Annotated in this window: 16 protein-coding genes; 3 read left to right on the top strand and 13 right to left on the bottom strand. The window is 43.1% G+C overall.

What is annotated here, in order from left to right; translation table 11 throughout:
- Positions 1-738: 738 nt before the first annotated feature.
- The 7 genes from OCT63_RS17750 to dusA form a co-directional block, all read right to left on the bottom strand.
- A complete protein-coding gene (locus OCT63_RS17750) occupies positions 739-1,515 on the bottom strand; it encodes a phosphoadenylyl-sulfate reductase (protein WP_161680380.1) in 777 nt (258 codons plus the stop codon).
- Positions 1,508-3,235 carry an assimilatory sulfite reductase (NADPH) hemoprotein subunit gene (gene cysI / locus OCT63_RS17745; RefSeq protein WP_161688452.1) on the bottom strand — a complete coding sequence of 576 codons (1,728 nt, stop codon included), beginning with the start codon at positions 3,233-3,235 and terminating at the stop codon, positions 1,508-1,510. The genes OCT63_RS17750 and cysI overlap by 8 nt, the downstream gene beginning before the upstream one ends.
- Positions 3,235-5,100, bottom strand: coding sequence for an assimilatory sulfite reductase (NADPH) flavoprotein subunit (locus tag OCT63_RS17740; protein WP_161688454.1), 1,866 nt, complete (start codon positions 5,098-5,100; stop codon positions 3,235-3,237). The genes cysI and OCT63_RS17740 overlap by 1 nt, the downstream gene beginning before the upstream one ends.
- Before the next feature lie 122 nt (positions 5,101-5,222).
- Positions 5,223-5,453, bottom strand: coding sequence for a hypothetical protein (locus OCT63_RS17735; protein ID WP_017055752.1), 231 nt, complete (start codon positions 5,451-5,453; stop codon positions 5,223-5,225).
- A gap of 189 nt (positions 5,454-5,642) precedes the next feature.
- A complete protein-coding gene (locus tag OCT63_RS17730) occupies positions 5,643-6,311 on the bottom strand; it encodes a TIGR04219 family outer membrane beta-barrel protein (RefSeq protein ID WP_161688463.1) in 669 nt (222 codons plus the stop codon).
- Positions 6,312-6,445: 134 nt separating this feature from the next.
- The gene (pspG, locus tag OCT63_RS17725; protein WP_060467059.1) at positions 6,446-6,667 is read right to left on the bottom strand and encodes an envelope stress response protein PspG; all 222 of its coding nucleotides are present in this window, start codon (positions 6,665-6,667) and stop codon (positions 6,446-6,448) included.
- A 247-nt stretch (positions 6,668-6,914) separates the two neighbouring features.
- Positions 6,915-7,916 (bottom strand): tRNA dihydrouridine(20/20a) synthase DusA, encoded by a 1,002-nt coding sequence (gene dusA / locus OCT63_RS17720; protein WP_269984205.1) that lies wholly within the window; start codon positions 7,914-7,916, stop codon positions 6,915-6,917.
- Positions 7,917-8,026: 110 nt separating this feature from the next.
- On the opposite strand from dusA, the gene OCT63_RS17715 reads away from it, so the two are divergent.
- The 3 genes from OCT63_RS17715 to OCT63_RS17705 all read left to right on the top strand — a co-directional run bounded on the left by OCT63_RS17715 (position 8,027) and on the right by OCT63_RS17705 (position 10,103).
- Entirely contained in the window at positions 8,027-9,103 is a 1,077-nt protein-coding gene (locus OCT63_RS17715) for a site-specific integrase (protein WP_269984204.1), read from the top strand.
- 185 nt (positions 9,104-9,288) lie between these two features.
- Positions 9,289-9,579: a type II toxin-antitoxin system TacA family antitoxin gene (locus OCT63_RS17710; RefSeq protein ID WP_269984203.1), complete on the top strand. Its 291-nt coding sequence runs from the start codon at positions 9,289-9,291 to the stop codon at positions 9,577-9,579.
- Positions 9,555-10,103 carry a GNAT family N-acetyltransferase gene (locus tag OCT63_RS17705; protein ID WP_269984202.1) on the top strand — a complete coding sequence of 183 codons (549 nt, stop codon included), beginning with the start codon at positions 9,555-9,557 and terminating at the stop codon, positions 10,101-10,103. Before OCT63_RS17710 ends, OCT63_RS17705 begins: the two co-directional genes overlap by 25 nt.
- Before the next feature lie 77 nt (positions 10,104-10,180).
- Here the strand turns inward: OCT63_RS17705 and OCT63_RS17700 are convergent, their stop codons facing one another.
- From OCT63_RS17700 to OCT63_RS17675, 6 genes are all read right to left on the bottom strand, one after another.
- Positions 10,181-10,336 (bottom strand): hypothetical protein, encoded by a 156-nt coding sequence (locus OCT63_RS17700; protein ID WP_269984201.1) that lies wholly within the window; start codon positions 10,334-10,336, stop codon positions 10,181-10,183.
- Positions 10,336-10,533 carry a hypothetical protein gene (locus OCT63_RS17695; RefSeq protein ID WP_048667348.1) on the bottom strand — a complete coding sequence of 66 codons (198 nt, stop codon included), beginning with the start codon at positions 10,531-10,533 and terminating at the stop codon, positions 10,336-10,338. Before OCT63_RS17695 ends, OCT63_RS17700 begins: the two co-directional genes overlap by 1 nt.
- 95 nt (positions 10,534-10,628) lie before the next feature.
- Positions 10,629-11,099 carry a structural protein gene (locus tag OCT63_RS17690; protein ID WP_269984200.1) on the bottom strand — a complete coding sequence of 157 codons (471 nt, stop codon included), beginning with the start codon at positions 11,097-11,099 and terminating at the stop codon, positions 10,629-10,631.
- A 20-nt stretch (positions 11,100-11,119) separates the two neighbouring features.
- Entirely contained in the window at positions 11,120-11,761 is a 642-nt protein-coding gene (locus OCT63_RS17685) for a hypothetical protein (protein WP_269984199.1), read from the bottom strand.
- A 1-nt stretch (position 11,762) separates the two neighbouring features.
- Positions 11,763-12,344: a hypothetical protein gene (locus OCT63_RS17680; protein WP_269984198.1), complete on the bottom strand. Its 582-nt coding sequence runs from the start codon at positions 12,342-12,344 to the stop codon at positions 11,763-11,765.
- The gene (locus OCT63_RS17675) at positions 12,341-12,772 is read right to left on the bottom strand and encodes a chemotaxis protein (RefSeq protein ID WP_269984197.1); all 432 of its coding nucleotides are present in this window, start codon (positions 12,770-12,772) and stop codon (positions 12,341-12,343) included. The genes OCT63_RS17680 and OCT63_RS17675 overlap by 4 nt, the downstream gene beginning before the upstream one ends.
- Positions 12,773-12,774 lie beyond the last annotated feature (2 nt).

The raw sequence follows: 12,774 nt of genomic DNA, 5'->3' as shown, positions 1-12,774 counted from the left end.
GCCTGCCGCCAGCGTTCAATCTGAGCCATGATCAAACTCTTCAATTTAAGATTTTGTCGGCTCAATGAATACTGACTTCAAAACTATTCTTTATAAATAAAGAGTGTAATTTTAAAGCTATTATCTTTCCAACAGAAAGATAATGAATTGACTGTGCCAAATACTTTCTTTCTACAAGAGAAAGTAGTTATTCGTATTGGTCACTCAGTTCATTGAAACCAAAATTGATTCCGAGGAATCTGTTTTACTTCTCTTAATAAAAAGAGAGAGATAAAACGTTTTGATATTCATCAACGAGTGCCCACACAGATTGATAGGTTTAAATTGTTAAAGAGCTTCTCTTCGTTGCGATTTACATCACTTCGGAAGAGGCGGCCATTCTAGCTATTTAATTCTCAGTGTCAAACACTTTTGAAAATTAATTTCTACTTTCTAAAAGTAGGAGTAAATAATCACTCAAAGCTAGTCGCCTTACTAACATTCTTCGTTGAAGCCTTGTGGCGTCTACCGTGTCAGTGAGGCGGCATTATAGAGATGTTCCTCACATTGGCAAGTGTTTATTAAAGAAAAATGCAAAAATAACGATTACATGACGAATAAATACCCAAACCCTCATTTTCACAACTTTAACTACAAACTAACTACACAGTAACCACAGACTTATCCACAACCTCTCTAACTTCATCCCCTAGAAACTAAAAAAGCTGCCTTATGGCAGCTTTTCAAATGGCAATGAGTTTAAATCCCAGAGCCATATTGCTCTCCATCATCTTCATGAAGGCCACATTCTCGTTTTAACCCATTAAAACGGGTTTCCTCTTCAGTCATGCCCGGTTCCCATTTCTTAGTCGTATGTGTATCTCCGACAGAAAGGTACCCCTGATCGCGAAGTGGGTGGTAACTGAGGCCATGCTCTTCTAAGTAATAATGAACATCTTTATTTGTCCAATCAATTACTGGCAAGAATTTAAACACACCATTTTGGATAGATAAGATTGGCAAGTTTGCGCGCGATTGAGATTGCTCTCTTCTTAACCCTGAAAACCAAGTCCCCGCCTCAAGCTCATCTAACGCCCGTCTCATCGGTTCAACTTTATTAAGTTTGTTGTACTTCTCTATCCCTTCTATACCTTGATCCCAAAGTTTTCCATATTGCGCTTCTTGCCAATTAGGGCTCTGTTGTGCGCGAAAGACTTGAAGGTTTAGTGTCAACTTCTTGCTTAACTCATCTATAAAGCGATACGTTTCAGGGAATAGATAGCCAGTGTCCGTAAGAATAACCGGAATATCTGGCTTTGCTTGAGTGACTAAGTGCAGCATCAACGCAGCTTGGATTCCGAAACTAGAAGACACCACATGTGTCCCTTCTAAATTTTCTAGAGCCCACTTAACTCTTTCTAATGCGGTTAGCTGTTCTAACTCAGCATTTATTTGACTAAGACGAAGTATCTGCTCCGTCTTAGTCAATGCGAGCAGATCTGCTAACTTCAGTTTTGAGGCGACAGAATTATGCATGCAGATCCCTCTTTGAAATGATCACCTCTTCGATGATGCCAGCTCGGATTGTAAAATCGCCGAACCCTTCATTGTCTTTACGTTCAGTAGCCCAACGTCCCACTAGTGAATCAATCTCTTCTAAGATCTGAGCTGATGTGATGTTCTCTTTATACATCTTAGGAATACGAGTACCGGCCTTGTTGCCGCCTAAGTGCATATTGTAGCGACCTGGTGCTTTACCCACTAAACCAAGTTCAGCCAACATCGCGCGACCACAACCGTTTGGACAACCAGTGACACGAAGAATGATGTTATCTTCTTCTGGTAATCCATGTTTCTTCAGAATCTCTTCAACATCTGTCACGAACTCTGGAAGAAAGCGCTCCGCTTCCGCCATTGCTAAAGGACACGTAGGGAAAGCCACACACGCCATAGAGTTTTTACGTTGCTCAGAAACAGCATCGTCCATCAAACCATACTCACGAGCGAGTTTCTCTATTTTGGCTTTTTGGTTAGTGGCAACACCCGCGACAATCAAGTTCTGATTCGCTGTCATGCGGAAATCACCTTCGTGGATCTTGGCAATTTCAGCCACACCGGTTTTCAGAGCTTTACCAGGGAAATCAAGTAAACGACCGTTTTCAATAAACAGTGCTAAGTGGTGCTTACCATCAATGCCTTCCGCCCAACCAATGCGGTCACCACGACCAGTAAACTCATAAGGGCGGCTTTCAGAGAACTCTATCCCTGCACGTTTCTCGACTTCTGCTTTGAATACATCAATACCAACACGGTCTAGTGTGTATTTGGTTTTGGCATTCTTACGATTTGAGCGGTTACCCCAATCACGTTGTGTTGTTACAACGGCTGCCGCTACATCTAACGTTTTCTCTAACGGTACAAAACCGAAGTCGTCAGCTTTACGTGCATAAGTCGAGGTATCACCGTGTGTCATAGCAAGGCCGCCACCGACTAACACGTTAAAGCCCACCAGCTTTCCGTCTTCAGCGATCGCGACAAAGTTAAGATCGTTCGCGTGCACGTCTACGTCATTCTGTGGCGGGATCACCACCGTCGTCTTGAATTTACGCGGTAAGTAGTTACTACCTAGGATAGGTTCTTCATCTGTTGTTTCTAGCTTTTCACCATCTAACCAGATTTCTGCGTAAGCACGGGTTTTAGGTAATAGATGTTCACTGATCTTTTTCGCCCATTCATACGCTTCTTGGTGCAGCTCAGATTCAACAGGGTTTGTGGTACACAGAACGTTTCGGTTTACATCACCCGCAGTAGCGATTGAATCAATGCCAATGCTGTTTAGCGTTTGGTGCATCAGTTTAATGTTCGGCTTCAACACGCCATGAAACTGAAAGGTTTGACGTGTCGTTAGACGGATAGACCCATAAGAGGTACTTTCATCTGCGAACTTATCTATCGCCAACCATTGCTTTGGAGTGATGATGCCGCCAGGCATACGCGCACGCAGCATGACATTATGCAAAGGCTCTAACTTTTGCTTGGTACGTTCATTACGAATATCACGGTCATCTTGCTGATACATACCGTGGAAACGGATCAGCTGAAAGTTATCTGCGGTAAAACCACCAGTGATACGGTCTTGAAGATCTTGTTCAATCGTACCGCGAAGGTTGTTACTTTCACGCTTCAGACGTTCATTGTCAGCCAAAGGGCCAAGTACTTGACCTAGCACTTCTTGCTCTATTACTTGCTTGCTCATTAGTACACATCCCTTTGGTAACGTTTCGCTTTACGTAAGTCATTAATATATTGTTCAGCTTGTTCTCGGCTCTGGTTGCCATGTTTTTCAGCAATCGTGACTAGTGCTTCATGAACATCTTTCGCCATTCGGGTCGCATCACCACAAACATAAAGGTATGCGCCCTCTTGAAGCCATTGCCAAACCTGCTCCGCCTGTTCGATTAAACGGTCTTGAACATAAACCTTTTCTTTTTGGTCACGGCTAAAAGCAACATCCAATTTGGTTAACGCACCAGATTTAAGGTACTTCTGCCATTCAACTTGGTATAAGAAATCTTGAGTAAAAGTACGGTCACCGAAGAACAACCAGCTCTTGCCTTCAGCATCATTGTTTTCACGCTCTTGAACGAAACTACGGAATGGTGCAATACCAGTCCCCGGGCCGACCATGATGATTGGTGTGCTGTCGTCTTGTGGCAGCTTAAAGTTATTGTTGTTCTCAACAAACACCTTCACTTCAGCGCCTTCTTCCAAGCGCTGAGCTAGGAAACTAGAGGCGCCCCCCAGACGAGACTCTTCACCTTTTTGGTATTCAACCAGACCAACCGTCAAGTGAACTTCTTCATCCACTTCTGCTTGGCTTGATGCAATAGAATAGAGACGTGGCGTTAACTTACGTAAAAGGCCGATCAACTCATTAGCTGATAGATTGGTTCTTTTTTCTGCTAATACATCGACGATTTGAGTGTTACCAGAGTATTCGCGAAGCTTGTCTTTATCTTCCACCAGCTTGATTAACTTCTTACTACCCGACAGCTCAGCAAACTGAGTTACAAGTTGAGGGTTTGACGTCGTAATCTCGAATTTACTGACGAGTGCGCTATGGACAGATAAGTTTTCACCATCGACATCAACACTTTCGATACCAGACAACCCAACCTTAGAAAGGATCTGATTCGCAAGCTCTGAACTGTTTTCGTACCACACTCCCAGCGCATCACCTGGCTGGTAAGTAATACCTGATTCATCAAGATCAATCTCGATATGACGCACATCTTTACCCGAGTCGCGACCGGTGATCTTTTGACTCGTCAGTAATGTCGCTGTGTATGGGTTTTGTTTGGTATATTGAGAATGACCCGCGGCCACTTGACCAACTGGTAATTGAACGACATCGGCTTCTGTGCCTGTCGATAATGTCTCTTTTACTTGCTCTAATGCTTTAGCGCGCCATTCCGTTGCTGACTCTTCGTAATCAACATCACAATCAAGACGGTCAACAAATGATTTAGCGCCAAGCTTAGCGAGGAAGTTATCGAAATCTTTCCCGGTTTGGCAGAAGAACTCATAGCTTGAATCACCTAAACCAATCACACCGTATTGTAGGTTTGGTAATTTTGGTGCTTTCTTCGATTGAAGGAATTCATGCAACTCAATCGCGTTATCAGGCGCTTCACCTTCGCCATTAGTGGAAGCCACAAAAATCACGTGTGTCTCTTTGGCTAGGTTTTTACCTTTATAGTCACTGGCATCAAAAAGCTCGACAGCAATACCTAACGCTTTCGCTTCAGCCTCAAGCGATTCAGCAACACCTTTCGCATTCCCCGTTTGAGACGCGAAGATAATACTTAACTTACCCGCAGGTTTTGCGGCCACAGCTGCAGCGGCTTGAGCAATAGGTGCAGCGGCGCCCACAGGCTGAGCTTGGCTCACCCCCCAAAGGTAGCCACTGACCCATGCCAGTTGCTGAGAAGATAATTCAGAAACAGTTTGTTGAAGATGACCCAACTGTTGGTCATTAAGTGGAGCGGCGAGCCCAGGTAGCTCATTAGCCCCAGACTGTGCATTATTATTTTGTGAAGACTCTTTCTTATTTAAAGACATGGTCACGACATCCCTAATCATTGCGTGACCATAGATTAACTACTCCTTTTAATAACAAGAAAGAATAGAAAAGTATGTTTTATAACTTTTTGGAAGTAAAAAGCGATTGAACCGTAAATTGGCTACTGGTTTTCAATACGAACTTGCTGAAAACCAACGGCCATTGCCGACTTCGATGCTAAATCTAAATCAGCATAATGACACTCTTCACCATGAACATCGGTAAGCAGAACAAAACCACCTCCCATATGGCGAAACTCCACAACCCAAGCCCCCTCTTGAATCGAGGGCTCTATGACCGCTTCGACTAACAGGTTTTCTCGATATAAATTCCGTAATTCATTGAGTGTCATATTCTATCCCTTGCTTTGACCTCACAACATAGACCTTATGAGAATAGACGCTAATCAGATCTCTATATAAGGATGGTCGAAAGTGATGAATGTGCTAACTAATTCCAGAAAGATATAATCAATAGATATAAAAAACGCCACTTAATAAAGTGACGTTCTTAAAATTTGTTTTAAATACGCTTAAATAACCTAGAAGCGCACTTCTGCACCAGCGAACCAACCATCGACCATAACAAAGCTCTTGCCTAGTTCAGAGCGAAAGAACTCATCCGAGTCTAAATCGATAACACGGTAACCACCTCGCAGTGCTACCTCAGTTTCTGCTACTGGGATTCGGTACTGAACGCCAGCCATCAAATCAGTACTCTTGATGCCACTACTATCACCGAACTCCATCGTACCAATGATATCGACGTTGGTGTCAGGAACGTTGATCTCTGCGTTACCGTAGAAACTCCAAGTCAACTCATCAAAGCTTGTTTGAGCGCCACCTGTTTTCGGTTCGATGTAATTCGAGTTTGAATACTGAGTAAACGTCACACCCGCATCAAAGTTCATCAGTTTGTGATCTAACAATGTGTAATAGAAGGTGTAGTCGTACTTATCGAAGGCCAATAAATCTGCATCGACAGAAGTATAGCGGACACTCGCGTTTGGTAGCATTGGGGCATTGTGCTCAAATGCGAAATATAACGAAGGAGAATGAACATCATCATTTTGTCTAACTTCGTTTAGCTTGGTACTTCCCCACCACATATCGGCACCGACTTTAGCCGTGTAAGAAAACCCTTCTTCAGCAAGTACTGCCGAACTTAAAGGTAGCATTCCCACTAAAGCAATTAATGGCATTTTATTCATTTGAGGTAGCTCCAATTTCATATCATTGTGCTAATTGTATGCACATTCATCGATTATTGGAGAAATTTTACCACACATCCTAAAGACTAAAACGATAAAACGCTGGCGAGCAAAAGTTTGACGGCACCATGACTTTAGTAACGCCTTTGGCTAGAACTGTGTACAAAGGTTTTGAAAAACCACACACCGATTGCAATCACAATCAACCAAGGCAGGAGTTTAAACACGACACCGATCATACCGAGTACTAACATAACGAGTAATGCAACCCCCGTTGCTGCTAAGACCGTCATAAACGTAATACCAGTAACAAGTAACGTTGCGACAAAAATAAGAACAAAGATTAATTCAAACATAATGGTCTCCTATTGAATTGATGACCTATCTTTATTACTTTCTAACATTGCAGCTTCCATACCAAGTTAGTACAACCAATAAAACCCTTATTTATCAGGAAAATAAAAAGCCACACATCTAAATGCGTGGCTTTTAAAGAAACTATCAATGGCAAATTTAGCCTCTAGTGGCGAATTTAACCTTAAGTTTTTAAGTTTGGTTTTTTAGCTTGGGCTTTTAAGCTCGAACTTTTAACCTCGAGGGAGGTTATACGTTTAGCTCTTTAGGGATCTTAGCCAATGCCGTTTGCATCACCTCAATACCCGCGCCTTTCTTATGCGCGTTCTCACTGATGTAGCGACGCCATTGTCTTGCACCCGGCATGCTTTGGAACAAACCAAGCATATGACGAGAAATATGTCCTAGACTTGCGCCATTTGAAAGTTCACGCTCGATGTACGGATACATCTCTTCCACAACTTGTGAGCGCTTTTTAATTGGCGTATCTAAACCAAAGATCTGTTGGTCGACTTCGGCCAAGATAAACGGACTATGGTATGCCTCACGGCCGATCATCACACCATCAAGGTGTTGCAAGTGCTCTTTCGTTTGCTCAAGAGTCGTAATACCACCATTCACAGCAATCACTAGACCCGAGAAATCTTTCTTAATTTGGTATGCACGATCGTAATCTAAAGGTGGGATCTCACGGTTCTCTTTCGGGCTAAGACCACTCAACCACGCTTTACGCGCATGGATAGTAAATTGCTCACAGCCGCCTTTTTCAGAAACAGTCGACACAAACTTAGTGAGAAACTCATAAGAGTCTTGGTCATCGATACCAATACGCGTTTTCACCGTGATTGGAATATCAGTGACTTCTTTCATCGCCGACACACAATCTGCCACCAGGTCTGGCTCAGCCATCAAGCAAGCACCAAAACGGCCATTTTGAACTCGGTCTGAAGGACAACCTACGTTGAGGTTAACTTCATCATAGCCACGCTCACCAGCAAGCTTGGCACAAGCCGCTAAATCAACCGGGTTTGAACCACCCAGTTGAAGCGCAAGAGGATGCTCTTGCTCGTTATATTCTAGAAAGTCGCCCTTACCATGTAAGATCGCGCCCGTTGTTACCATTTCCGTGTACAAAAGAGTCTGCTGAGAAAGCAAGCGGTGAAAATAACGGCAGTGGCGGTCGGTCCAATCGAGCATGGGTGCAACGGATAAGCGGTTAGCCGCGTATTTACTAGTATTGTCAGGTTTCATAAGGTGTTACTCGAAATCTATACACTGTATACATATACAGCAATTTGCTAGAATTGCCCCAAACTCACCCTTTCAGTACGCATATAGTACGTATCGATGGAGTAGGACGAATGGCATCATTTAGCATTAAAAAAAGAACACTAAAAAGCGGTGAATCACGCTTCACAGTGGACATTGTAGTCAAAAAGAATTCGGCGATTATACACAGGGAATCGAAAACATTCAGGAAAAAAGAACTCGCTAGAACCTATGCAAACAAGCGGGTTCTTGAGCTAGAAAACCCTGACGAATCCGGACAGAAATCCGTACCGTTGTACGTACTTCTGGACAAGTTTATGGAAGAGCCTGATTTATGGGATAAAACAGGACGAACGAAGCAATACGTAATTAAGCTTCTCCGTGACTGTGACATATCCAAGGTTGAAAGCGACAAGCTAAGAACTAGCGACTTAATCCAACACTGTAAAAATAGAAAAGGTGGAGGAGCTGGCGGTGCAACGGTCTATCACGATGTTGCTTATCTCCGTTCTGTAATGAAAAAAGCCAAGCCTGTGTTCAATATCGCGGCCAACTTTCAGATATTTGATGAAGCAATTCCGGTTCTCATTGATATGGCACTAATAGGTAAAAGCCAGAAACGAACACGCCGCCCTACCTCCGAAGAACTAAAACGCTTAAAGCTTGGATTAGAACAACGTGAGTCTTTCCGACCAAACGGCAAAACTCGAATCCCGTTCACCGACATTCTTGAATTCAGCATTCTAACTTGTATGCGAATTGGTGAAGTCTGCAAACTGCGTTGGGAAGACCTCAACCAAGAACATAAAACGATACTAGTTAGAGATAGAAAGGACCCAAGAAAGAAAGCAGGTAATCATATGATTGTTCCGTTACTTGGCGAGTCATTTGAGATCACACTAAAACAACCAAACAAAGGCGAACTCATTTTCCCGTACAACTCACGAAGTGTTAGCGCAGGCTTTCAGCGAGTAAGGAACGAGTTAGGTATTGAAGACTTGAGGTATCACGATTTACGAAGAGAGGGAGCAAGTCGTTTGTTTGAAAAAGGCTATTCAATCGAAGAGGTTGCTCAAGTAACTGGGCACCGAAACTTGAATATTTTATGGCAGGTTTATACTCAGCTTTTTCCACATAATTTACATACAAAATGCCTCAAAGAAGACTAATTTCATTTTTATCTTACGGTAAAATAACGTACAAATTAATTGACTTTCTATCCAATGCAGACCAGAATCCATTTTGTACGGAGAGTGACCGTACAAGATTTTTATAAATAGTTAATTAGGGTGCTATTCAAGCATCTACATATAGTTGGAGTTTCCGCTGCACGTTAAGGTGCAAGGAGTAAATGATGAGTGCATTAAAAAAAGAGAGAGTTGAATTTCGCCTTTCTGAAAGTGAGAAAAGCGCTTTAGAAGAAGCAGCGCTACTTTCGAATACTACAGTTAGTAAATTTGTATCAGAAACAACAGTAGCTAGAGCTCAAGAAGTGATTAGCGAGAGAAAACGGTTACAAATTCAAGCAAATCAATGGGATTCAGTCATGGAAGCATTAGAAAACCCAGCAGACCCCACTGAATTGATGCAAGAAATTATCGGAATGTCACTGGAGGAAACTTGGACGGTAAAGATCAAAAATTAGAAGTCGAACGCTTTGATCCTGAAGCAACATATGATTTTACGCAATTTGATTGCGGTGTGTGTACGTTAAATGAATATTTAACGAAGAACCTAGCTAAAGAACATGAACGAAGGGTATCTATCCCACACCTATGTGTCACGCAAGGTGAAGAAGGGCAACCTAAAAGAGTTGTCGGTTATTTCACTTTAGCTAGTAGTTCATTTGAAAAGAAACACATCTCTAACAGAGAAAGACGTAAATTCCCTTACAGCTCAGTTCCTTGCATATTACTTAGCAAAATCGCTGTATGTAAGTCTGTTCAAGGGCAGGGTCTAGGCAAGTGGCTTCTTGGTCGAGCAATCCGTCAAGCATTCCTTTCCTCAAGAGATGTAGGTATCTACGCTTTGTTTCTCCATGCCAGAGAAGGGCGAGAACAGTTCTATATAAAAGCGGGAATGATTCGCTCAAAAGAGCAACCTGATATGTTTATCTACTCTCTAAACCAATATGAAGCTAGCTTAAAGAAACAGTTAACAAGTTCATAAGCTTCATCAACCTCTCAAAAGGCGACCGATTATACGGTCGCTTTTTTTATGCTTAAGCTCAGATTTATGACTAGGATTCATAGATTTTTTCGTTCAAGTCGCACTAGCCTTTCATCCATCTTTTCCATCATCAAGCGCAGCCACTTAACATCCGTTTTGAGTGTGATACCCACACCCACCCCGCTAGACAAGGCACTAACAACGGCAACAATTATTGTTTGATACTCTGCCATTACTTGAACTCATTGCGTAGGGTTTCCCATAGGCCAATTGCTAATGGAACTAAGGTACCCAAAAGCCCTCCATACTGAACGCCCGTTTCTGAAACGCTCGCAGTAAGTAGTTCAGGGTGTCCCGCTGCAAGAGCAATACCCGCCCCAATTAGCGCAAGCCCTTTCTTAGTCGATAGCTGTTTAAAATCCACTTTCATTGTTAGCCCCTAGCTGTTGATGCGCTTCCAGATATAAGCGCTGATTAAAGCGGTCAGAATCCCAACCGCCAAACGTTGCATTGTTTCTTGTTTGGTCATACAAGCGCGACCCCTGCAGCTGCATCACTCACTGAGTAATATCGACCAACTTCCATGATGGACATGGCATGAACAAGACGAGTCATGAAGTGATCATCATAGAGATTTAAAGCGGCACTTGGATTCACTCCCACTTTGCTAGCCACAAACTGAATGTAATTTTCGGTATCGTTGTTATCACTCTCTGGCGCCCAACGATGGATAATGCCCGAGAGCGTATTCAGTCCATGAAGATTCTGATAGTTGCGAATGAGTTTGGTCGCAGCTCGAAAGCCATACTTTGAATCTGAGAAGGTTTCAAAAGCCTTATCTTTCGATGGTGTGACCTTACCCGTCCAAGCGTTACCACTAATACGAATGTTGAGCGGGTTGTTATTGCGAACCCCGCGATTAAGTTGTGATTTCATAACTTTTTGCCCCTGATATAGAGAAAGGATTAAGGCAATAACAATAAGTGCGCGAATCATGCAGCCTCCTACGATTAGACTTATGACACGCCCAAACCAACCAAAGTCACATCACCACCATGCAGGAACACTCTCGACAAAATTTCTTTGGCCGTTCTTCCACTATCGGAGGTGTAAGCTGCATCGCCTCTGATCATCAGATGTAGAATGACTTTTTGTTTTCCTTTGATAAGTTCCTTATCAACCCATAAGACAGCCGTTTCATTAGCCGTGACTCGCTGCCCTAGCTCTGAAGGAGTGCCGTGAACCGTCGTACTTTTTAGGTCTAACTTTGTAGCGTAACCATCAGGGGACTTGATGACGTTGCCTTGCTCATCAGCTAAAACAACAGCAAAGCCCAATTCCCCCTCAAAATTGGATAGGCGAAGCATGGTTGAAAGGTTGAAGAAAAACTTAACAAAGGGCTCATCACTTTCAGGTGCTAAAGAGATCAATGGCAAGATATCCATATCTCCAAATTCAGAGAACTCAGACACACTGTATGTAAGCAAAAATCCGTCTAGGTCTTCGTTCCAACCATCTCGGCCACTTCGGTAAAAATCACCTTGAATAATCGGTATCGGTAATGGTGCATCAGAACTAGGTTCGCCAGAGTTCATGTGCTCATACAGAAATTCGATTTTATTTCGACTGTTACCCGTAGGTAGCGGTGGTAATAGCATGTTAATACTCCAATATGTGCGCTGTATCTGTATCAGGCTCTGTTCCTGACAAAGTGAACCCCGCAGTGGTTTCAATCGTGACCGACTCACCCGCGACTAACTCAAAACCTTTGAGCCTCAACACCCCTGTATTACTTGCAGGCGCTTTGATAATTATCCCTTTACGGTTGGCATTCGCGGGAACAGGCATTGGCAATTCACCTGAACGACCCATTAATTCGTTACTAACTTCTACGCCTACAACCTGATTGGGTTCAAGACGTACATCTGGCAGCTCGCTGACTTTCATACTTTGACCAGGTACCAATTCGATTTGCGGCATGGTTTGAATTTCTAGCTTTTGCCCTTCAACTGGTGGGGTAAAATCCCCACGACCATGTTCGAATGAAAGACTACCCTCACCACTAAGTAAGATTCGTCCCATCGGCTTTCCATAGCGAAGAACCGAGCCACTAGGCAAGGTAAATTCCTCGCCAACATCATCTAACCGAACTGACAACTTGCCCTTATAGGACTCAATGAACAGCCAACTGGATTCTAGAGTTAAGGGAACGACTTGCCCTTTAATTAGAGTCAGTTTCATTTTTTCACCGCCTTAAAGAGAATAAAACCAAACACAAGAACGATCACGGCCATAAGAACTAATTGCTGCTTGTTGAGAGCGCTTTGTCCATTGTCTTGTTTGAACTTGGCAAGCTCAGTTAGCTTATCGAGATTTTGTGTGTTTTGAGCCGCTTGGTTACCCGCAAGTCCGGCTATCATTTGAAGGTTTTCGCTATTACTTGAGCTGTACTCTTTGAGCGCACCGTTGGCGAGCGCTAATGATTCATCGAGCGCGTCACCTGCAAAATCAAACGATTTAGCCACACTGCCGTGGTCGGTTGATGTAGCATTAATCGTTGAACCTTCAATACCACTCAGTGCAACGCCGAGGTTGTCACCGCTGATAGCATTTTGACTACTGGTATTCTTTGTACTGGTGCTATTGCTTGAACTGGATTTACCACCCATGC

This window comes from Vibrio sp. RW, assembly GCF_027587105.1.
Taxonomy (GTDB): Bacteria; Pseudomonadota; Gammaproteobacteria; order Enterobacterales; family Vibrionaceae; genus Vibrio; species Vibrio toranzoniae.
Note: the sequence above shows the minus strand (reverse complement) of the source record. Positions and strands in the feature narration are given on the sequence as shown.